General features: G+C 59.4%; 19 protein-coding genes and 1 tRNA gene. 13 read left to right on the top strand and 7 right to left on the bottom strand.

Features of this window, described 5'->3' with window-relative positions; all coding sequences use genetic code 11:
• Positions 1–35 precede the first annotated feature (35 nt).
• Positions 36–527, bottom strand: a complete 492-nt coding sequence (locus tag PMI11_RS35375) for a hypothetical protein (RefSeq protein WP_007827335.1) — start codon at positions 525–527, stop codon at positions 36–38.
• A gap of 312 nt (positions 528–839) precedes the next feature.
• Here PMI11_RS35375 and PMI11_RS37580 point away from each other — a divergent pair, with 312 nt between their 5' ends.
• Positions 840–1028 carry a helix-turn-helix transcriptional regulator gene (locus PMI11_RS37580; RefSeq protein ID WP_007827334.1) on the top strand — a complete coding sequence of 63 codons (189 nt, stop codon included), beginning with the start codon at positions 840–842 and terminating at the stop codon, positions 1026–1028.
• Between the two features lie 329 nt (positions 1029–1357).
• Positions 1358–3889, top strand: a complete 2532-nt coding sequence (locus tag PMI11_RS35365; RefSeq protein WP_157179738.1) for a CHC2 zinc finger domain-containing protein — start codon at positions 1358–1360, stop codon at positions 3887–3889.
• 372 nt (positions 3890–4261) lie between these two features.
• On the opposite strand, the gene PMI11_RS35360 is transcribed toward PMI11_RS35365, so the two are convergent.
• Positions 4262–4468, bottom strand: a complete 207-nt coding sequence (locus tag PMI11_RS35360) for a hypothetical protein (RefSeq protein ID WP_007827331.1) — start codon at positions 4466–4468, stop codon at positions 4262–4264.
• A 1011-nt stretch (positions 4469–5479) separates the two neighbouring features.
• Here PMI11_RS35360 and PMI11_RS37570 point away from each other — a divergent pair.
• Entirely contained in the window at positions 5480–5923 is a 444-nt protein-coding gene (locus tag PMI11_RS37570) for a hypothetical protein (RefSeq protein ID WP_007827327.1), read from the top strand.
• Positions 5924–6119: 196 nt separating this feature from the next.
• Positions 6120–6797 carry an aKG-HExxH-type peptide beta-hydroxylase gene (locus PMI11_RS37565; RefSeq protein WP_157179736.1) on the top strand — a complete coding sequence of 226 codons (678 nt, stop codon included), beginning with the start codon at positions 6120–6122 and terminating at the stop codon, positions 6795–6797.
• Between the two features lie 50 nt (positions 6798–6847).
• Here PMI11_RS37565 and PMI11_RS35350 read toward each other — a convergent pair whose 3' ends face one another.
• From PMI11_RS35350 to PMI11_RS35340, 3 genes are all read right to left on the bottom strand, one after another.
• Positions 6848–8797, bottom strand: a complete 1950-nt coding sequence (locus tag PMI11_RS35350; RefSeq protein ID WP_007827323.1) for a DUF4209 domain-containing protein — start codon at positions 8795–8797, stop codon at positions 6848–6850.
• Positions 8798–8805: 8 nt separating this feature from the next.
• Positions 8806–9966, bottom strand: coding sequence for a hypothetical protein (locus PMI11_RS35345; RefSeq protein ID WP_157179735.1), 1161 nt, complete (start codon positions 9964–9966; stop codon positions 8806–8808).
• A 254-nt stretch (positions 9967–10220) separates the two neighbouring features.
• Positions 10221–10310 (bottom strand) — tRNA-Ser (locus tag PMI11_RS35340).
• 227 nt (positions 10311–10537) lie between these two features.
• On the opposite strand from PMI11_RS35340, the gene PMI11_RS35335 reads away from it, so the two are divergent.
• The 9 genes from PMI11_RS35335 (at position 10538) to deoA (ending at position 19133) form a co-directional block, all read left to right on the top strand.
• Positions 10538–10855: a hypothetical protein gene (locus PMI11_RS35335; RefSeq protein WP_007827320.1), complete on the top strand. Its 318-nt coding sequence runs from the start codon at positions 10538–10540 to the stop codon at positions 10853–10855.
• A gap of 319 nt (positions 10856–11174) precedes the next feature.
• Positions 11175–12167, top strand: a complete 993-nt coding sequence (locus tag PMI11_RS35330) for a BMP family lipoprotein (protein ID WP_007827319.1) — start codon at positions 11175–11177, stop codon at positions 12165–12167.
• Between the two features lie 72 nt (positions 12168–12239).
• A complete protein-coding gene (locus tag PMI11_RS35325; RefSeq protein ID WP_037072719.1) occupies positions 12240–13751 on the top strand; it encodes an ABC transporter ATP-binding protein in 1512 nt (503 codons plus the stop codon).
• A 7-nt stretch (positions 13752–13758) separates the two neighbouring features.
• Positions 13759–14862: an ABC transporter permease gene (locus PMI11_RS35320; RefSeq protein ID WP_007827317.1), complete on the top strand. Its 1104-nt coding sequence runs from the start codon at positions 13759–13761 to the stop codon at positions 14860–14862.
• 10 nt (positions 14863–14872) lie between these two features.
• Positions 14873–15844 carry an ABC transporter permease gene (locus PMI11_RS35315; RefSeq protein ID WP_007827315.1) on the top strand — a complete coding sequence of 324 codons (972 nt, stop codon included), beginning with the start codon at positions 14873–14875 and terminating at the stop codon, positions 15842–15844.
• 1 nt (position 15845) lies between these two features.
• The gene (locus PMI11_RS35310) at positions 15846–16235 is read left to right on the top strand and encodes a cytidine deaminase (RefSeq protein WP_007827313.1); all 390 of its coding nucleotides are present in this window, start codon (positions 15846–15848) and stop codon (positions 16233–16235) included.
• A complete protein-coding gene (locus PMI11_RS35305) occupies positions 16232–17026 on the top strand; it encodes a purine-nucleoside phosphorylase (protein ID WP_007827311.1) in 795 nt (264 codons plus the stop codon). The genes PMI11_RS35310 and PMI11_RS35305 overlap by 4 nt, the downstream gene beginning before the upstream one ends.
• A gap of 21 nt (positions 17027–17047) precedes the next feature.
• Positions 17048–17824, top strand: coding sequence for a deoxyribose-phosphate aldolase (gene deoC, locus PMI11_RS35300; protein ID WP_007827309.1), 777 nt, complete (start codon positions 17048–17050; stop codon positions 17822–17824).
• Position 17825: 1 nt separating this feature from the next.
• A complete protein-coding gene (gene deoA / locus PMI11_RS35295) occupies positions 17826–19133 on the top strand; it encodes a thymidine phosphorylase (RefSeq protein WP_007827307.1) in 1308 nt (435 codons plus the stop codon).
• A gap of 6 nt (positions 19134–19139) precedes the next feature.
• On the opposite strand, the gene PMI11_RS35290 is transcribed toward deoA, so the two are convergent.
• The gene (locus PMI11_RS35290) at positions 19140–19706 is read right to left on the bottom strand and encodes a TIGR02281 family clan AA aspartic protease (RefSeq protein ID WP_007827305.1); all 567 of its coding nucleotides are present in this window, start codon (positions 19704–19706) and stop codon (positions 19140–19142) included.
• Positions 19707–19830: 124 nt separating this feature from the next.
• Entirely contained in the window at positions 19831–20460 is a 630-nt protein-coding gene (upp, locus tag PMI11_RS35285; protein ID WP_037072717.1) for a uracil phosphoribosyltransferase, read from the bottom strand.
• Between the last annotated feature and the right edge of the window lie 10 nt (positions 20461–20470).

Here is a 20470-nt window from a genome sequence, read left to right as displayed (position 1 = left end):
CCGCCCTGCCGGCAGCGCCTCGCATTGTCTCAATGTCAGCCGGCCGGCTTCAGCGAGCTGATGATGGCGATCAACTCGTCGTCATGGGCATCCTGCTTGCCCTTGGTGCCCCAATAGGTGATCAGCAGCAGCTTGCCTTCAGCAGGCGAAAGCACGGCAACGCCGATATTGACGGGCCCTTCCTTGTCGGTGCCATCCCAGTCGAAGGTCTTCATCTTCATGCCGTTGATCTCGGCTTCGGATTCCTTCTGGGTCTTCTCCTCGATGCTCACGCCGTTCTTCTGCAGGAAGGCGAAGGCCTCGTCGATGATCTTGTCGCTGGTCTTCTCATCGGCAACGTCGATCGAAAGATAGATCGCCGAATCGGCCGACGAAGCGTCGATGCCGGTCTCCGTTTCCTTCGGTCCCCAGTTGTCGGGAATGGTAACGGTCGCGACCGGATCGTCGCTCGGAAATTCCAGCGTTTCCGCCTGGGCCATCACAGGCAGGAATGCCGCAAAGGCTGCAGCAATGATGAGTTTCTTCATGGTAAGTCCCCGGATGGTCGCGCCCGGCGGGCAGCAGCCCTTGCCACCCCTCTCGCTCCGGATCGCGCCACATCGGAACATTACCGGCTTTTGCTTTGCCAAGCCTTACCAGAAGCGGGGGCACTGTCATTCAACGCCCGAAAGCACGATCCATTTCTGGTGCTGTCCGAAAAATCCCTCATGGCGGCCCGGGCAAGCTTCGCCCCGGAAGGAGCCGGCCCGGAGAATAACCCCATCGGAGTGACTTCGTCCCGACAACCGTCTGCCTCCTATGGATACGGCCGGATACACAACCAGACTCGGAGAGAACAGGTGGAAGCCAGCCCGAAAATTCTGCTCAACATCAGGCAAGTCACAGAGGCGACCGGCATCAGCCGCGCCAGCATTTACCGGCAGATGAAGGCCGGCCAGCTTGCATTCGTGAAACTCGGTTCGCGCACGCTGTTTCGCCCTCGGGATCTGCAGAGCTTCGTGGATCGGAACGTTCAGGCTTCGGACTAGCGCCTTCATCGGTCAGGTGGTCCGAAGGATCGGATGAGGACCGCAGATGTCGACCGGCGATGCTGCCGCGCGGCGGCGACGTGCTGTTCGATGTTGTCATCGAGAGGGCTGAGATCGTCTTTTGATGGCTGGCCTGGTGCCTGTAGCCCCCTCATCCGCCCTTCGGGCACCTTCTCCCCACTGGGGAGAAGGGGACGTGCCGCGGCGCCTGTTTTCCCCCTTCTCCCCTCGGGGAGAAGGTGCCCGAAGGGCGGATGAGGGGGCCACGGGCGATGCATCAACGGCCGCCCCCGGAAAAAATCAAGTCTTTAACTCACCCGGAAAATTTCATGTCACGAACACATTCATACGCATCCTTGGGCGACACTGATGATATCGCACGTTTGCGGCGTGACGTGTCGCTGTCTTCGACCGTCACGCAATACGGCTACAAGCTCGGCCGGAACGGACGGGAGTTCGAGACGTGCTGCCCGTTCCATGCCGAAGGCACGCCATCCTTCAAGATTTTCATAGCACACGATGGAATGGAGCGTTTCCATTGCTTCGGCTGCGGCAAACAAGGCGATGTCCTTGATTTCGTGCGGGAGGTGAAGGGCGTCGATCTGCCTGAAGCGATCCGCATCCTCGGCGGCGGCATTGGCAGCCGGCCGAACGCCCGGCTAGAGCAGGCCAGGGCGCCGGATGTCTATGAGGGCATAACGGCCCTGCCGCCGCCGGCGGATCTGCTGCAGGCCGGCCAGCGTATCAGGCTCTACAATCCCAAGCGCAGGGGCGCGCGCTCCGAATGGGGCTCCTTTGCGCCGTCGATGGTCTTTCCCTATCGCAGCACCGACGGTTCGCTCCTTGGCTACGTGCTGCGTCGTGATCTCGCCGATGGCGGCAAGGAAACGCCCATGGTCATGTTTGTCCGCCTGCCCGACGGGACCGAAACATGGTGCCGCTTCCCGTTCCCGAAGCCCCGGCCGCTCTATGGTTTGCAGGATATCGGCGAGGGAAAAGTGCTTGTTGTCGAGGGCGAGAAGTGCCGCGACAGGCTGCATGAATCGAGCGGGCGGGCGGTCGTTTCCTGGGCGGGCGGAACGCAGGGCGTCAAGCACACCGATTGGTCGCCGCTATCAGGCCGCGATGTGGTGATCTGGCCGGATTTCGATCCCCCGGGCATGGCGGCGGCAAATGAAATCGCCGCGCAGCTGGCGAGCCTTGGGGCTCGCATCCGGCTTGTCGGCTTTGCCGATATCGGTGCCGCAAGCGAGCTCGAAACCTATCGCGTCGAAGACTGGCGGGCGGGCCTCTATCCCGGTCGCGGCTGGGATTGCGCCGATGCGCTGGACGCTGGATGGACGCAAACCGAGATCGATGCCTTCATACAGGCCACGGTGCGCCCCTTCGCGCCGCCGGGTGCTGAGGACGAAAAGCCTGTAACGGTCGAGGCTGTAGGCCGCGCGTCGCGGCGCAAAGCGATCGTCCGTGACATGCCCTCACCGACCCGAGAGGGAGACGAAAGGCCGACGTTGCTCTTCGATGAAGCCGACCTTTCGCAAGCGGTAACGAATGCCTGCCGCCTGGCGATCGATGCCGGCGCGCCGCTCTATGCCCGCGACACGGTCCTGTTTCGCGCCGTCCGCATTGCGGGGAAGGAAAAGACGGTGCTGGTCCCCGCCGATGAGGATGCGATGACCGAAATACTGACGAAACACATACGCTGGCTGAAACCCGACGCGAGAGTGACGCTCGGCCATAGGCCTGTGTCCTGCCCGGCGCTGGTCGCCAGATCCGTCATTGCGCGACACGGAGAATGGCCTTTCCCGCAGATCAGGGCGGTCGTGTCCCTGCCGATGATGCGCAGCGATGGCACTATCATAAACGCGCAGGGCTTCGACCGGCAAACCGGCATACTCTTCGAATCGGACAAGACATGGCCCGAAATCCCCGAATGCCCCGGCAGGGCTTTGGCGGCGACAGCGCTGGAAAGCATCAGGAAGCTTGTCGCGAGCTTCCCATTCGTGGCCGGCGTCGATGAATCGGCAGCACTCGCCATGATCCTGACGACGATCATCCGCCCCAGCCTGAAAACCGCGCCGCTGTTCGGCGTGAATGCGACGGCGCCCGGCACCGGCAAATCCAAGCTGGTGGACGTTGCCGCCATTCTCGCAACCGGCCGGACGGCAGCGGTCAACTCCTATGCGGGCGACGACAACGAACTGCGCAAGGTCCTGGAGTCACGGCTCCTGCAGGGCGACAGTTTCATCAATCTCGACAACCTGTCGGTGGCGCTCCGCTCCGATCACCTTTGCCAGGTTCTGTCCCAGGAGGAAGTCAGTATCCGCCCGCTCGGCAAGACCCTCGCGCTGGATTCGGCAACGGCGGTCATGCTCTGCGCCACAGGCAATGGCTTGCGCTTTGCCGGAGACCTGACGCGGCGCGTGGTGCTGATCAACCTCGATGCCGGCGTCGAGCGACCGGAAGAGCGCGTCTTCGAGAGCGACGTCATCGAGGACACACGCCGGCAGCGGGTGGAGATCGTGACATCAGCCCTGACGCTCCTGCGGGCCTTCGTCGCCAATGAGGCCGACAAGGTCTCGCCGGCGCTCGGTTCCTTCGAGCAATGGTCGAACCTCGTCCGCTCCGCGCTCGTCTGGCTCGGCCTGCCCGATCCGCTCGGCAATGCGGCCAGGATCAGGACAACGACCCGGAGAAGGAGCGCACGGCGGCGATCATCGCGGCCCTGCCGGTCGGCAAGCCCTGGGCCGCGGCCGATATCGCCAGGATGGTGGACGAAGGAGCCTTCGATCCGATCGGCAACCGCCGGCATGAGGAGCTGGTGGAGGCGCTTGGCGAATTCATCGAGCGCGGTAAGCTGAATAGGACGCGCTTCAGCGGCTTTCTGCGCAAGCACGTCGGCAGGATCGTCAACGGGCAGATGATCGTCAGCGCAGGGAAAAACCGCGTGAACGGGGTTCTCTGGGAGGTCGAAAGCGCTGGGAAAAGTTGAGGCAAAGGCGCTGCCGACGTGACAACGCTAGGCCGCACGGATGATTTCGTCGAAATGAGAATTAAAATCCGCCTTGATAGGGCTTTCAGATACCTCTGTGCATAGGATGCATAGGATTTTTCATTGGTCGTGTGGGAAATGTCAGACGATGACATGACAGGCATTGAATCTGACATTTCCTATAGAGCAGTTGAAAACTGCCTATGCATCTTATGCATCCTATGCACCCAGCGAAGATTATCTACTTCGACAGCCAGCTTTCGAAATAGTGGCGGACAGCCGCACCCGCGCCGAAATGATCGGTCGTATCCAGCCTCGCAACGGCGCCGCGCACGACATCCGCCATAACGGCCGCAGGCACGATGCCGGACTTGACCAAGCTTTGAAACAGTTCCTCCACCAGAATAATCGTTCCGATCGCTTCGTCTTCAGCCTTGAAATTCGTCATTGCTGGTCTCCCCTCTGCGTCGTTGGCAGTGAAGTGGCTATGTGCTGAAAGTTTGGAGCAGCTTATCGTGTTGGGATCGCGTTGTGGAGGAGGCTTGGATTTCCCGGGCAGAGGTTCGGCTTCTCGAAGAGAGTTGAGTTATCAGGCTGGGCAACGGAGAGTCTGAATCGTTCCGGCATCTTCGCCGTCGGCCTCGAAATCAACAATGCTTCGGAGAAATTGGTGTGCGCTGCCCCGACGCAATCTATGATGCTGATGGCTTCGGATTTTCACTATCGCTGTTCCGCTTGTTGTATCCTCGCTCGACCAAGCTAAGCCAATCCGCCACGCCTTCGCCGTAAACTTCCTTTGGGCGCTTTTCATACTGCGATGGCGCGATTTGTGGCGGGCTCTGAATTCGTGGAGTACGGTGTAATCCCTGTAGGGCATCCTCATTCGAGTGAGGATGACATAGCTCCAAATCCCAAGTCGAGCGTTTTTCCAAATATCGACCGCAACTGCCATGTAGAGAGCCGTATAACAGCTGAAGTAAATGAGGGTAGCTATAAGGAACGCTGCCGACGCTACCATAAAGAACTGGCTGTAGATGCGAGAGTAGCTGATGTGAGGGAGTTGCGTTGGAGACGGAGGAGGAAAATTCTCGAGGCAGAAGTATTTTTCTATATATATCCCTCTAAGCTCTAATGGAAATTTGTTCATTATTGCAAATTTCATTGTTCTTTCGAGAGTGTACATATTATTCTGTATGATAAAGCAATACAAGCTCGTCATGCTTGAGTAGAATATCAAGAAATACATGAAGCCATTCGAATCCACAACAGAGGCGCCGGGGATCGTGAAAGTAAGGCCAATTGAAAAGTAATCGGTGAGCAGGAAAGGCTCTCCGAGGGTTGCTCCATGGGAATCGAAGAAGACAAAGTTCTTTCTTGATCACGGTAATACACGCAAGAATCTAAACTTGACCGATTGTACAACCAAGTATATGCTAAAGAAATTCATAGGGAGGAGTTTATGGAAAATTCATCTGTTAGTCGCTTAACTGCACGGCTGGATCATTCTGTACCTGATCCGAAGGTTTTCGCCGCTGTGAATGACGATGCCGCAAGACGACTCGATGAATTGTCTCGTATCTTAGCAGGCGCCCTGCCCGACCATTCGCTATCACCAGATGAGCGTCTTGAGCGTTTAGCGCGCGTTGTGCAAGATCGAGTGCCGGAGCGCCAATATTTGCAGCCTGCGCTTGAAAAGGTCTCTCGCCTCGAACGACGCTTGGCGGAGTTGGTCCCTGACCCTGGACTGACCCCGGTTGAGCGCGTGCAAGCGCTGCTTGCCCATCTTGATGATCACCATATCCAAAACAACCCGCACTTTTTGGCGGCGCAGCCAACGATAGTGCAGAAGCTGGAACGCATGGGAGATGAACGTGCCGGCTTTTCACCCGTCAACAACCCCTAATGCTGGTTCGCTTATTCAGCATAATTCCGCCGTGCGAGCATACTCCGCTCGTTCCGGAGACCTTGAGGCGTGGCCGAACGCTTTCCCGACATTCAGGTGCAGAAAAGCTCTTGGGCTGAGTTCATTTGAAGGCCAAGAGGACCCATTCACCGGAATTTCGAGGCCTAATGTCGCGACGATCGAAATAAACGGTCGAATGATCAGAATAGTCGCGGGCACGGACCTAACATCTTACCTGAGAAACGTTGATCTTCGAGGCCACTTCGGAACGACTGAACCCGTTGGTGAACTTTCTGCCAAAGTTGGGACCGCGCTCGATATCCTGAGTGAATTGGACGTTGATGCTTTGAATTCGGTCATGACTTGGACAAGCCAAATCGTATGGCTGGAATTTAGTGCGCTGAGTAGTAGGACGATGCTGACTTCCTCTACGTTTCCTGCACTCCCCCATTGCACTTTTGTGACATCCAAGGCCCTACGACATTTGCCGCCGATGACCGTCCAAGGAGAGGAAAATCCGTATTTTCTTGCTGAAAATCTGTATCACGAAAGTCTCCATCAGGAGCTCAGCACTTGGCTGGTGTTGGGAGAGGTTCTCGATCCTTCATTTGACACGGCGACATCTCGGTTAATTTCTGTGCCTTGGCGGGAGCAGCGCTGGGAACCCGATCGAGTACTGCACGCAACCTATGTGTATGCAGGGATTCTGCCGCTCAGACGTAAAGCAGTATCTTTGGGCCTTGTTGGAAGCGACTGTTTGGCAGAAGGCGAGCGTGCTCTAGAATACCTCAGGAGCCAACTCGACGCGTGCCGATCGGTGTTGCGGCAGTCGGGCCAAGCTTTTTTGTCGCGCCTTTCGGGTAAGGACGGGTGATTGCACTCGAAACAGTGCGTCAAACCCTAGCGCCGGGTCGAAGTGAAGCGTCAAGCTTCTTCAATTGCCACAGGTTCGGCGACAGGAACGTCTTCGTCGAGTTCGGCATCTTCGGCGTCTTTCGCCCCGCGTTGCGCAACGACATCGCGAACACCCTCGTAGACCCCCATGACCAAGAGAGTGTGAACGATCAGGTCGCAAACATGCCAGTTCGCATATGACGAGGAGGCTAGGCCGTGTGCCACGAGGTTCCTAAGATTGGTCCCTCGGGCGTCAGCGAAGATCGATTTGATCTGCAGGATGATGTCCGGACCCAGAGCCTTTTGAACCGAATCCATGGCGAGGAAGTCGCCGAGGTTGGAAGATACCTCCCATCCGGGTGTGCCACGCTTAGCCTTTGTCGTGACCTCCCCAAGGTTTTTTGCCAACGTCCGGATACCTGACTCGACGAGCGGTACGAGCGTGAACAGCGCTTTGATGTAATCCGCGTTCATCCAGGCCTTAATGCCTTCGCGCATGAGGGGGAAATCATCGAACAGGTCGGACTGGAAAATGAAACTTGCGATCTCTTCCGGAGACAGACGATGAAAGTCCACCGTCTCGTCAAGCGCCCTCGCCAAAAGCTGCCGATTGAGTTGTTGCCAGGTATTGGAACGCCGAATGAGGTTTCCTTCCTTATCGTCTTCAGTCGACCCGACAATCGCGGCCTGATGATCGTCGGCGAGGATTGACGACGAGAACATCGCCATAAGCGGCGCGGCCCGCGCTTCGCGCTGCAGCGAAATCCAGAGCCGCTCCCTAGGCTCGGTGAATTCCAAGGCAATGTTGAAGAGAGCCTGCTGCCAACGGTCCTTGTCGACGACGATGGCGAGGAATTCGTCCACCTCCTCCTTGGTAATCGTCATCGTCGTCGTGAACGACTGCATCTCTTTGCGGCTGTTGCGGATCGCCTCTTCGCGCTCAAGCTTGAGGGCTTTGGCCCGTTCCTTGTCTCCGGCCACCGACGCATATTCGATAGAGGTCTCAAGCCACGCCATCGCCTGCATGGCGCTTCCAGCGAGCGAAATATGGATGAACGCGTCGGCTATGCCCTTGGCGACACGCTCGACTTCCGCCGACGCACCAGCCTTCCGATAAAAACCGATGAGACGGTCGCCAACACTCTCCGCGTGATGGGGATCAAAGCCGTCGACGCCCACCGCGGCGTATCCGGCGAACAGGGTTTCCCAGCCAGCCCGCAACCGCTCGCGGTCGTCTTCGCTTAACGCGAGCTTTCTATTCTCCAGGAGTTCGTCGGAGACCGACCACCACCAGCTTTGGTCGGCGACCGACTTGTCGAAGGCATCGAGAAGCGCGTCCTTTGCCCGAGCGATACGGCCTGCGTCGTTAATCGAGGCCGCAAGGCGCGCTGCGCGCTTGAGTACAACGATGTTGTCATATTGATCCGGCCGCATATCCTTCTCAACCGAGTCGAGATAGCTGTCGATGGCGATGCGAGCGAATTCAGGATCGGTACGTTTCTTCGAAACAGGCCTACTGAACTCCCAAACGAGATCGGCGTAGCGGCCTTTCAGAACCGGATGACCTAGGAATTTCGCTCGTTCTTCCCAGTGCTCGATCACCTCTGGTGTCAGTTCCCGGACATCAGGTCCATACCAATCAGAACCATCGGTCTTGGTACCTGAACTCCATGCTCCGAAGTAGGTGTTCCACGGTCCCATGTTCTCGGCTTCCCGCTGGAGAGCGAAGGCCATGGCGTCGGGCCACGCGTTGTGGAACGCATCTGCATTGTCCGCAAGTTTCGTCCGTGCAGGACCTAGGGCAGCCGATATCACGTTGGCCGCCAGCTTTTCTTCGGACTGGTCGAAGCCTTGGATAATAGACTCAATCTCCTCGGGTACTTCGATCACGTGCCGATCCTCCATGTCCTGCCAGCCGAACGGCCGTGTTAGGACGTTCGACTTCAGGTATTCGTTTACTTCCTTCAATCCGCAAGTCATCGTCACCGTTAGGCATCCAGCTCCGGCAGAAGAAGTGACGTCAGCTCGTCCGGGATGTCGAACGGGTAGTCGCCGCGACGCCCGCCGATATAGAGCTTGTTGTTCCAGCGCCGGATCGAGAAGCTAGAACGCGACACCGGAGACCTTGGGTCTCCTGCCCACTGGTTGAGGCGATTGACGTTGATCTGGGTCAGAAACGGCAATTGCTGGCGAAGATCGTCCCGGGCCTTCGTGATCAGGTCAAGAAAGCGCTTTAGTTCACGGGCTATAGTCTGCCGATCATTCGGGCTGAGCGCTAGAACCTCGTCCCTCGTAGTCGTGCGCGTCTTCTTCAGACCCTCTACCGCTTCCGAAAGCGGCGGGTAGATCGGACGCCTCTTGGGGTCCATTGCCGCCTGTCCTTCGATACCGAGAATGGCGACGCGGATGCTTTCGGTCGGCTGCTTCTTCTCCTCGCCGTCATCATCCTTGTCGTCTGAGCCTGCTTCATAGCCATCCCGGCCAACGGAAAACTTAACGACCTCCTCGTCGACATGTAGAGCGCCGCCCCTGATCTCGCGCCAGAAATTCGACACGCCCTGTGATTTGACGATCCGGTCCTCGATCACGGGATAGAATGCATCCGCCGCCTTGGCGATGGTCAGCAGTTCGTCACCGCTACGCACCCAATGCGGCAGCTTGTCAATAATGCTCAGGATGTAGTCGAGCTGGCGGCGCTCGTTCTCGCGCCGAACCAGATCGGCATAGGCATCTTCATGTCCGACTCGGTTGATCGCCGCGAAGCAATCCTTGCCCATCAGGCGGATGACCTGCTCGTCTTCGAACCATGCGATAAGGCCTTCGCCGAACTTGCGATGGTTGGGGGTGCAGCAGGGACACGGGGAGAATTCTTTGCGTTTCCGGGCATCGGCTGAAATCTCGATGCGACCGACATAGATCGGCATCTTGCCGTCCTTGGGAGGGGCGGTGTGCGTGTGGCCGCGCCACGTGTACGGCGTTCCCTTATCGAGGCAGTGGTCCTTGATCTCGCGGATGACGTCTTCCGATGGGTAAGTCGGAAAGATGGCCTTCACCGTCAAGCAAGACGGAGGTACATCGACCCATAGTGCGGAGGTTGTGGGTATTTCAATATCGGCATTTTCTATGGCAGTCGATGCCTTTGCGCCCAAGTTCAAATCGCCTTCTCTTGTGGGAGACTTCGACTCGATAGCACAAGATGTTGTGTTGACCAAGGCGACGCGTGGTTTCGCGCGCCACAACCGTCTGCCTCGGGCGTCTTGCCAAGGATGGGCCAGAGGTCCGACGGTACGGCGATCTGGAATCGGTAGCCACTCTCGCGAAAGGTGAGGTACATTGCGGTAGCGCCTGGGTAGAATGGACCCTACAAACGGCGAATTTCGCATTGAAATCAATGGTAAGTCGATGGCGGACAAGGTGGGATTCGAACCCACGGTACGCTTTCACGTACACACGCGTTCCAGGCGTGCGCCTTAAACCACTCGGCCACCTGTCCTTATTGGGTGTTCGCATCCGCAGAGGATGCAAATCGTCGGAACGGCGCGATATATACCGATGATTTTTTGAGGATCAACCCAAATCTAACAGTTTTTTGACTTCTTCCGATAAAACTGCGCGCATGCCGTCCATTGCGCCGTGCTCGCGCCAAGCCTATCTCTAGGTTTGGGTGGAGAATGGCGCGGCTCGCCGGACATCAGGGCATTACCGTCGTCGGAGGATTTGATGCGTTTCTTGTTGCGTCTTGCCAGTCTGTTTGCGCTGGCAGTTGCGGTCATTGCCGGAACCATCGATTCGATCCAGTCCGTCGCATCCTCGCAAGTGGTCATGACCCCGATGTCGGATGCATGGCAGGATGTCAGCCCATCGACGCTTACCGCGCTCCAGTCCTCCGTCTCCTATTACGTCCATCCGCGTTTCTACGCCTTCATCTTCCAGTGGCTCATGCTGCAGCCGGCCTTTGCCGTGCTTCTGGTGCTGTCGCTGCTGCTATGGATGATCGGCTACAAGAAGCCGCCGGTGGCAGGCCGCTTTACCGCATAGCTGAAGGGCTGGAGGGTGCGGATGAGCGCAATCGGCAGCTACCAGAACGGGAAGATAATGATGCCGATGACGCCAGGGCATTGGTTAGAAAATCCGCATTTTAGCGGTCGATTTGCCCAGAATTCAGGACCTGTGGACTGATTTTCGGCAATAATGGCAAATCTTTACCAACCGAAAAATTTCTCGTGAATTTTTTGTGGAGCCATGCAAGGATGCACGCAGCCAGGCCTCCGGGGGGAGGTCGGTGGTTCCGCAGACATGCCTGAAAAAGGCTTGCGGGAGGACCCCAAACAAATAGCAACAACAGGGCTGCAAACTCATGAAAAAATCCCTTCTCACCCTCCTTGCCGTGGCAGCGATGTCGACGACGGCGCTTGCCGCCGACATCAAGCCGGCTCTCGTTTACGGCACCGGCGGGAAGTTCGATAAGTCCTTCAACGAAGCTGCCTTTAACGGCGCTGAAAAGTTCAAGAAGGAAACCGGCATCGCCTACCGCGATTTCGAGCCGACCGGCGATACCCAGGGCGAGCAGGCCATCCGCAACTTCGCAAGCCGCGGTTTCAACCCGGTGGTTGCCGTTTCCTTCGCCTGGACCTCGGCTGTCGAGAAGGTTGCCGCTGAATTCCCGGACACCAAGTTCATTATCGTCGACTCCGTCGTTGACAAGCCGAACGTCCGCTCCGTCCTCTACAAGGAAGAGGAAGGCTCCTATCTCGTCGGCGTTCTCGCCGGCATGGCGTCCAAGACCGGCAAGGTCGGCTTCGTCGGCGGCATGGACATTCCGCTGATCCGCAAGTTCGAATGCGGCTACGAGCAGGGTGCACGCGCCGCCAAGGCCGACGTCGAAGTCTTCCAGAACATGACCGGCACGACCGGTGCTGCCTGGAACGACCCGGTTCGCGGCGGCGAGCTCGCCAAGAACCAGATCGACCAGGGCGCAGACGTCGTTTACGCAGCAGCCGGTGCGACCGGTCTCGGCGTTCTGCAGACGGCAGCCGACAACAAGAAGCTGTCGATCGGCGTCGATTCCAACCAGAACCACCTGCATCCGGGTTCGGTCCTGACCTCGATGGTCAAGCGCGTCGATCTCGCCGTCTACAACGCCTTCAACGACACCAAGAGCGACAAGTTCACTGCTGGCGTCCAGTCTCTCGGCGTCAAGGAAGACGGCGTTGCCGCCGCGATGGACGAGAACAACAAGTCGCTGATCACGCCGGAAATGCAGGCCGCCGTCGACAAGGCCAGGGCCGACATCATTGCTGGCACCGTCAAGGTCCACGATTACACCACGGACAACGCCTGCCCGAAGTGAGTCGTAACTGAGATCGGGCGTATGGCGGACAAGGATTTTCGCCATACGCCCTTTTCTTATTTGGAGCCTGCTGTGACAGACCAGCCTGCTATCGAACTTGTCGGCATCGACAAGAAATTCGGCGCCGTTCACGCCAACAAGGACATCAACCTGACCGTCGCCAAGGGCTCGATCCATGGCATTATCGGGGAAAACGGCGCTGGCAAATCGACCCTGATGTCCATCATCTACGGTTTTTACCAGGCCGATAGCGGCGAGATCCGCGTCAACGGCCAGCCCATCACCATCAGGGACAGCCAGGCGGCCATCGCAGCCGGCATCGGCATGGTGCACCAGCATTTCATGCTGGTCGATAATTTCACTGTTCTCGAAAACATCATGCTCGGTGCCGAAGGCGGGGCGCTGCTGGCCAAGGGCGTTGCTTCTGCCCGCGCCGAACTCAAGCGGCTGGAGACCGAATACGGCCTGGAGGTCAACCCGGATGCGCTGATCGAGCAGCTCCCGGTCGGCTTGCAGCAGCGCGTGGAAATCCTCAAAGCCATGTATCGCGGCGCCGAGATCCTGATCCTCGATGAGCCGACGGGTGTGCTGACCCCGGCTGAGGCCGATCACTTGTTCCGCATTCTTGGCGTGCTGCGCGACGAGGGCAAGACCGTTGTCCTCATCACCCACAAGCTGCGCGAGATCATGGCGATCACCGATACCGTCTCCGTCATGCGCCGCGGCGAGATGGTCGCCACCCGCAAGACGAGCGAGACCACGGTCGAGGAACTTGCCGAACTCATGGTCGGCCGCCGTGTGCTGCTGCGCGTCCAGAAGGGCGAGGCAAAGCCTGCCGATGTCGTGCTGTCCGTCCGCAACCTGACGGTCAAGGACAACAGGGGCGTGACGATGGTCGACAACGTCTCCTTCGATGTCCGCGCCGGCGAGATCGTCGGCATTGCCGGTGTTGCCGGCAATGGCCAGTCGGAACTGCTGGAAGCGATATCAGGTATCCGCAAGCCGGCGTCAGGCGAAATCCTGCTCGACGGCCAGACCATCGACAAGGCCGATCCGGCCCGCCTGCGCGAGCTTGGCCTCGCCCATATCCCCGAAGACCGCCACCACATGGGCCTGGTCCTGAAATTCGAGGAATATGAAAATGCCGTGCTCGGCTATCACCACCGTCCTGAGTACAGCCGCGGCCCGCTGCTCGATCTCGAAGCTATCCGCAAGGATGCGATGGAGAAGATCGAGAAATACGATATTCGCCCGCCGAACCCGCGCCTGAAGACGGCGAATTTTTCCGGCGGCAACCAGCAGAAGATCGTCGTCGCCCGCGAGATCGAGCGCGATCCGAAGATGCTGATCATCGGGCAGCCGACCCGCGGCGTCGATATCGGCGCCATCGAATTCATTCATCGCCGGATCATCGAGATGCGCGATGCGGGCAAGGCGATCCTGCTCGTCTCCGTCGAGCTCGATGAAATCCGCGCCCTTTCAGACCGTATCCTTGTCATGTTTGCCGGCCATGTCGTCGGCGAGAAGACGCCCGATGCCGGTGAACAGACCCTCGGCCTGATGATGGCCGGCATTGCCGCGTGAGGCCTCGATGAGCACTGCTTCCGTAACACTACCGAGATGGATCAATTACGGTCTGATCCCTCTTTTGAACCTGATCGTCGCCTTCCTGATCTCCGGCTTCGTCATCTGGCTGATCGGCGAAAGCCCGCTCGCCGCGCTTTCGTTGCTCATCGAAGGCGCCTTCGGTAGCGGCGAGGGTATCGGCTTCACGCTCTATTATGCAACGAGCTTCATCTTCACCGGCCTCTCGGTCGCGGTTGCCATCCATGCCGGCCTCTTCAACATCGGCTCGGAAGGTCAGGCCTATATTGGCGGCCTCGGCTGTGCGCTGGTGGCGCTGGCGCTCGACAGATATGTGCCCTGGTATGTGACGATGCCGATCGCCGTTATCGGCGCAGGCATTTTTGGTGCCGCCTGGGCCTTCATTCCCGCCTTCCTGCAGGCCAAGCGCGGCAGCCATATCGTCATCACGACGATCATGTTCAACTATATCGCCGCCGCCCTCATGGTCTATCTGCTGGTGCATGTGCTGATCGTGCCGGGCAAGATGGCACCGGAAACCCGCACCTTCCTCGAAGGCGGACAGCTTCCGAAGCTCGGCTGGATCATGACGATGTTCGGAGCCAAGCTCGGTGCAGCGCCGTTCAACGTCTCCTTCATCATCGCGCTATTCGCCGCCTGGTTCGTCTGGGTCCTGGTCTGGCGCAGCAAGCTCGGCTTTGACATGCGCACGCTGGGCATCAGCCCGACAGCCGCCGCCTATGCCGGCACGCCCCATGCGCGCACCATCATCATCGCCATGCTGCTGTCAGGCGCGCTCGCCGGCATGATGGCGCTGAACCCGGTCATGGGCTCGTCGGCCCGTCTGCAGGTGGAGTTCGTCGGTGGCGCAGGCTTCGTCGGCATTGCCGTATCGCTGATGGGACGAAACCATCCGCTCGGCATCATCTTCGCCGCGATCCTCTTTGGCGTCCTCTATCAGGGCGGCGACTGGATCTCTTTCGAAATGCCCAACATCACCCGCGAGATGATCCTTGTCATCCAGGGTCTGGTGATCCTGTTTGCCGGCGCGCTGGAATATATGTTCCGCCCGGCGATGGCGCTCATCTACCAGCAGTTCAAGCGAGCCTGAGGAACAGACGATGGAATATTATGAAATTTTCATCAACGTTCTGAGCTCGACGATCCGGCTCTCCATTCCGCTGATCTTTACCGCACTTGCCGGCCTGTTTTCCGAGCGCGCCGGCATTTTCGACATCGGTCTCGAAGGCAAGATGCTGGGCTCGGCCTTTGCCGCCGCCTGCATCGCCTATCTCACCGGCTCGGCCTGGGCAGGCCTCGGTGCCGGCGTGGTCTGCTCGGTGGCGCTCAGCCTCGTGCATGGCTTTGCCTCGATCACCAATCGCGGCAACCAGATCATCTCGGGGGTCGCCATCAACTTCTTCATCGCCGGTATCACCATCGTGCTCGGCCAGGCCTGGTTCGGGCAGGGCGGCCGCACACCGCAACTGGCACCCGACGCCCGTTTCGCGCCGATCATACTCCCCGGTGCCGATGCCATCCGTGACGTGCCGATCATCGGCCCGCTCTATGCCGGCGTGATCTCCGGCAACAATATCCTCACCTACCTTGCCTTCCTGGCCGTGCCCTTCTCCTGGTGGGTCCTCTACCGCACGCGTTTCGGCCTTCGCCTTCGCGCCGTCGGTGAAAATCCGGGTGCGGTCGATACGGCAGGCATTTCGGTCTCCTGGCTGCGCTACCGCGCCGTCATGTGCGCCGGCATCCTCTGCGGCTTTGCCGGCACCTATCTGGCGATCGCCCAATCGGCTGCCTTCATCAAGGACATGTCGGCGGGCAAGGGCTATATCGCGCTCGCGGCACTCGTCTTCGCCAAGTGGAGGCCGGTGCCTGTCATGTTCGCCTGCCTGCTGTTCGGCTTCCTCGATGCGCTGGCGAATTTCATGCAGGGCAAACAGGTGCCGCTGATCGGCGAAGTACCGGTACAGGTTTTCCAGGCTCTGCCCTATATCCTGACCTGTGTTCTGCTCGCCGGCTTCATCGGCGTTGCAATTCCGCCGAAGGCCGGCGGCGTGCCCTATGTGAAGGAGCGTTGATATGTCTCACGACCTGTTCGAAGCCGCCCGCGGCGCCATGGCATTCGCGCACGCTCCTTATTCCAAGTTTCCGGTGGGCGCGGCAATCCGCGCCGAGGATGGCAAAGTCTATACCGGCGCCAATATCGAGAACCTCTCCTTCCCGCAGGGCTGGTGCGCCGAGCCGACGGCAATCGGCGCCATGATCATGGGTGGCGCCAAGAAGATCGTCGAAATGGCCGTCATCGCCGAAAAACTGCCGCTCTGCCCGCCCTGCGGCGGCTGCCGGCAGAAGATCTCGGAATTCGCCTCGAAGGATACTAAGATCTATCTCTGCGATGAAGCCGGTGTGAAGAAGACCATGACCATGGAAGAGCTTCTTCCCTTCAGCTTCGAGACGGAACTCGGATGATCGCGACCATCGATCTGCTCGCGGCTCTGCTCGGCGGGCTCAAACCGCGCTACGGCATCGTGCTCGGCTCGGGCCTCGGCTCGCTGGTCAGTGAGCTCACCGATGTCGTGCGTATTCCCTATAAGGATCTGCCGGGTTTTCCGGTCAGCGCCGTCTCCGGCCATGCCGGAGAGGTCGTCGCCGGTCATCTCGGCTCGGTGCCGGTCATCATGCTCTCCGGCCGTGTTCACTATTATGAAAAGGGCGATGCCAACGCCATGCGCCTGCCGATCGAGGTCCTGCAGGCCCTCGGCGTCGAGGTCTTGATTCTCACCAATTCGGCGGGTTCGCTGAAAGAGGACATACCGCCCGGTTCGGTCATGCAGATCGCTGACCACATCAATTATTCCGGCATGAACCCGCTGATCGGGCAAGAGAGCGACCACCGTTTCGTCGGCATGACCAATGCTTATGACGCCGAGCTTTCGGCTGCCATGCGAGATGCAGCAAAGACGCTTGATATCCCGCTCGCAAGCGGCGTCTACATGTGGTTCTCAGGCCCAAGCTTCGAGACGCCGGCCGAAATCCGCATGGCCCGCATTCTCGGTGCCGATGCAGTCGGCATGTCGACCGTGCCTGAAGTCATCATCGCAAGAATGCTGGGCCTGAGGGTTGCCGCCGCCTCCGTAATCACCAACTATGGGGCTGGCATGACCGGAAACGAGCTCAGCCACGAGGAAACCAAGGATATGGCGCCGGTTGGCGGTGCCCGTCTTGCCGCTATACTCAAAGAAATGATTGCCGGACACTGAATGCCGGCGGAGGAAGCGAAAATGAATAGCCATTCCAGCCGGGAAACGGCAGCCGTCGCCCTTTCCCTTCTCGATCTCACCAATCTGAAGGACGATTGCACGCAGGAGCAGATCGACACACTCTGCGCCCGCGCGCAGACGCCCTATGGCAACAGTGCGGCAATCTGCATCTGGCCGCGTTTCGTTGCCCATGCCCGCATCGTGCTTGGCAAGGGCCATCCGGTCCGCATCGCGACCGTCGTCAACTTCCCCTCCGGCGACATGGAAATCGCCGATGTCGCCGCCGAAACGCGTGAGGCGATCGCCGACGGCGCCGATGAGATCGATCTCGTCATTCCCTATCGCAAGCTGATGGCAGGCAACGAGAAGGCCGTCACAGATATGGTTACGGCCGTGCGCGCCGAATGCGTTGCGCCCGTCCTGCTGAAGGTCATTAACGAAACCGGCGAGCTGAAGGATGCCGCCCTCATCCGCCGTGCCTCGGAACTGGCGATCGAAGCCGGCGCCGATTTCATCAAGACCTCCACCGGCAAGGTCTCGGTCAACGCTACCTTGGAAGCGGCCGACATCATGATCCGCGCGATCAGAGAGAGCGGCCGCAAGGTGGGCTTCAAGCCGGCCGGCGGCATATCGACCGTTGCGGATGCTGCCCTTTATCTGAGCCTTGCGGAAACCATCATGACGCCGGATTGGGCGATGCCCTCCACCTTCCGTTTCGGCGCGTCCGGCCTGCTCGACAATATCCTTTCCGTCCTCAGCGGCACGGAGCCGAAGCCGGCGGCAGCCTCGAGCTATTGAGATGATCCCGCAGGAGATCATCCGCCAGAAGCGCAACGGCGCCGAACTGCCGACCGATGATATCGACGCCTTCATCGCAGCCCTGGCTGCCGGCAATCTGTCGGAAGGCCAGATCGGCGCCTTTGCCATGGCGGTCTGGTTCAAGGGCATGTCGCGCACCGAAACCGTTGCGCTGACGCTTGCCATGGCGCGCTCCGGCGACATGCTCTCCTGGGAGGGCATCGACCGCCCAGTCGCGGACAAGCATTCGACCGGGGGAGTGGGCGACAACGTCTCGCTGATGCTCGCCCCGATCGCTGCCGCCTGCGATCTGGCCGTGCCGATGATATCAGGCCGCGGCCTCGGTCATACCGGGGGAACGCTGGACAAGCTCGAATCCATTCCAGGCTATACGATCAATCCGGATGCCACTCTCTTCCGAAAAGTGGTGAAAGAGGTCGGCTGCGCCATCATCGGTCCGACGGGTGCTTTGGCGCCGGCCGATGGCAGGCTCTACGCCGTGCGCGATGTGACGGCGACCGTCGATTCCATCCCGTTGATAACAGCCTCGATCCTGTCGAAGAAACTTGCCGCCGGCCTTCAGACATTGGTGCTCGACGTCAAGACAGGCAATGGCGCCTTCATGGCCGATCCGGAGCAGGCAATCGTGCTGGCGCATTCGCTGGTCGAAGTCGCAAATGGCGCGGGCGTGAAGACATCTGCGCTGATCACGGACATGAACCAGCCGCTTGCCGATAGCGCCGGCAATGCCGTGGAAGTGCGCAACTGCCTCGATTTCCTGGCGGGCCGAAAGACTGGTACCCGCCTTGAAACCGTGGTGCTTGCCTTTGCAGCCGAGATGCTCGTGCAGTCGGGCGTTGCCGGCTCGCTGTTCGAGGCGGAGGGCAGGGCACAGGAAGCACTTTCCTCCGGCAGGGCCGCCGAAATCTTCGCGCGCATGGTGCATATGCTCGGCGGCCCGGCCGATCTTCTGGAAAGGCCGGACGCCTATCTGCGCAAGGCGCCGATCGAGCGGCCTGTTCCCGCGTCGCGCGCCGGCTGGCTCGCCGCCTGCGACGCCCGCGATGTGGGCGTGAGCGTGATCGACCTTGGCGGCGGGCGACGCCATCCGGCTGACAGGATCGACCATAGCGTCGGCTTCACCGGCCTGCTGCCGCTTGGAATGCATGTGAATGAGGGCGATCCGATCGCTGTCGTTCACGCCGCGGACGAGGCCTCGGCCGAAAGGGCCGTCGTCGCACTTGCCGCAAACTATCGCATCGCAGACGAAAAGCCGGAGCTTCCGGCTGTCATCGCTGGCCGTATCTGATGGGATTTACTGCTTGAGGCTGAGGGAGCCGTCGGCGACGGAATAGGAGGCAAGCTTCTGCAGGAAGCTCATGCCAACAAGCGTGCCACCAAGCGCCTCGTCTTTCAGCACGAAGGCTTCGACGCTGCGAACGCGAATGCCGCCGATTTCCACGCGGTCGAGCATCACATGCGCTGCCTTGGTCTGGCCGTTGGCGGTATTGACCGCATAGCGGAAATCGAGCTGGTTGCCGGTAAAGCCGAGCCTGCGGGCGAGGCTTTCGTTGAGTGCGACATAGGTGGCGCCGGTATCGATCAGCCCCTGTACGGGCTTGCCGTTGATCCTGAAATTGCCGGTATAGTGGCCCTGCGCATCGGCCTGCAGGCGGATCATGCCCCCATTGGCGATCACGGCCGGTGCATCGGGCGCGCTATCCTCGGTCGAGACGAAATTTGCGGAGATTGTATTGCCGGGCTGCGTCGTGCGGGTGAGCAGGGAAGGCACCTGTGTCGCCAGCGCAGCCGCGATGCTGGCAAATATGACGGTACGCATGAGCATGAAACAGAAATCCTTCCTGTATAAACCCCGCCTCATGCGGGACCTCACGCTTCAAGCAGCTAAGCCATAAGTGCTGAAAAGTTGCTAACGGCGACATAAAAAGACCCGGAGCGAACCGTCCGGGCCTTGGGAGCTTTCGAATTGGTAAAGGAAGCTGAAACTATTTGGTACCGTACATCCGGTCGCCGGCATCGCCGAGACCGGGCACGATATAGCCCTTCTCGTTCAGATGGCTGTCGATCGCCGCCGTGAAGACCGGAACGTCGGGGTGGGCGCTACGGAAGTTCTTGATGCCTTCAGGGGCGGCCAGCAGGCAGAGGAAGCGGATATTGTGCGCTCCACGCTCCTTCAGCTTGTCGATGGCAGCAATCGAGGAGTTGCCGGTCGCAAGCATCGGGTCGACGACGATGATCAGGCGCTCGGCGACATCCTCAGGCGCCTTGAAGTAATATTCGACCGGCTGCAGCGTTTCATGGTCGCGATAGACGCCGATATGGGAAACGCGGGCCGAAGGCACGAGATCGAGCATGCCTTCCAACAGCCCGTTGCCAGCGCGCAGGATGGAGGCGAAGACCAGCTTTTTGCCTTCGAGGATCGGCGACTGCATCTGCTGGATCGGCGTTTCGATCGTCTCCATCGTCAGTTCCAGATCGCGGGTGACCTCATAACACAGCAGTGTCGAGATTTCGCGCAACAGCCGGCGGAAGCTGCCTGTCGAGGTTTCCTTGCGCCGCATGATGGTGAGTTTGTGCTGCACGAGCGGGTGATCGATGACTGTGACGCCGTCCATAGGGAAACCT

This window comes from Rhizobium sp. CF142 (assembly GCF_000281145.1).
Classification (GTDB): Bacteria; Pseudomonadota; Alphaproteobacteria; order Rhizobiales; family Rhizobiaceae; genus Rhizobium.
The sequence above is the reverse complement of the archived record's forward strand: the minus strand, read 5'-3'. Positions and strand labels throughout refer to the sequence as shown.

What these genes read in the sequence shown, in the direction of transcription:
- PMI11_RS35375 (WP_007827335.1), bottom strand. Translation starts at nt 527, where the DNA reads ATGAAGAAACTCATCATTGCTGCAGCCTTTGCGGCATTCCTGCCTGTG.
- PMI11_RS35365 (WP_157179738.1), top strand. Translation starts at nt 1,358, where the DNA reads ATGTCACGAACACATTCATACGCATCCTTGGGCGACACTGATGATATC.
- PMI11_RS35360 (WP_007827331.1), bottom strand. Translation starts at nt 4,468, where the DNA reads ATGACGAATTTCAAGGCTGAAGACGAAGCGATCGGAACGATTATTCTG.
- PMI11_RS37570 (WP_007827327.1), top strand. Translation starts at nt 5,480, where the DNA reads ATGGAAAATTCATCTGTTAGTCGCTTAACTGCACGGCTGGATCATTCT.
- PMI11_RS37565 (WP_157179736.1), top strand. Translation starts at nt 6,120, where the DNA reads ATGATCAGAATAGTCGCGGGCACGGACCTAACATCTTACCTGAGAAAC.
- PMI11_RS35350 (WP_007827323.1), bottom strand. Translation starts at nt 8,797, where the DNA reads ATGACTTGCGGATTGAAGGAAGTAAACGAATACCTGAAGTCGAACGTC.
- PMI11_RS35335 (WP_007827320.1), top strand. Translation starts at nt 10,538, where the DNA reads ATGCGTTTCTTGTTGCGTCTTGCCAGTCTGTTTGCGCTGGCAGTTGCG.
- PMI11_RS35330 (WP_007827319.1), top strand. Translation starts at nt 11,175, where the DNA reads ATGAAAAAATCCCTTCTCACCCTCCTTGCCGTGGCAGCGATGTCGACG.
- PMI11_RS35320 (WP_007827317.1), top strand. Translation starts at nt 13,759, where the DNA reads ATGAGCACTGCTTCCGTAACACTACCGAGATGGATCAATTACGGTCTG.
- PMI11_RS35315 (WP_007827315.1), top strand. Translation starts at nt 14,873, where the DNA reads ATGGAATATTATGAAATTTTCATCAACGTTCTGAGCTCGACGATCCGG.
- PMI11_RS35310 (WP_007827313.1), top strand. Translation starts at nt 15,846, where the DNA reads ATGTCTCACGACCTGTTCGAAGCCGCCCGCGGCGCCATGGCATTCGCG.
- PMI11_RS35305 (WP_007827311.1), top strand. Translation starts at nt 16,232, where the DNA reads ATGATCGCGACCATCGATCTGCTCGCGGCTCTGCTCGGCGGGCTCAAA.
- deoC (WP_007827309.1), top strand. Translation starts at nt 17,048, where the DNA reads ATGAATAGCCATTCCAGCCGGGAAACGGCAGCCGTCGCCCTTTCCCTT.
- deoA (WP_007827307.1), top strand. Translation starts at nt 17,826, where the DNA reads ATGATCCCGCAGGAGATCATCCGCCAGAAGCGCAACGGCGCCGAACTG.
- PMI11_RS35290 (WP_007827305.1), bottom strand. Translation starts at nt 19,706, where the DNA reads ATGAGGCGGGGTTTATACAGGAAGGATTTCTGTTTCATGCTCATGCGT.
- upp (WP_037072717.1), bottom strand. Translation starts at nt 20,460, where the DNA reads ATGGACGGCGTCACAGTCATCGATCACCCGCTCGTGCAGCACAAACTC.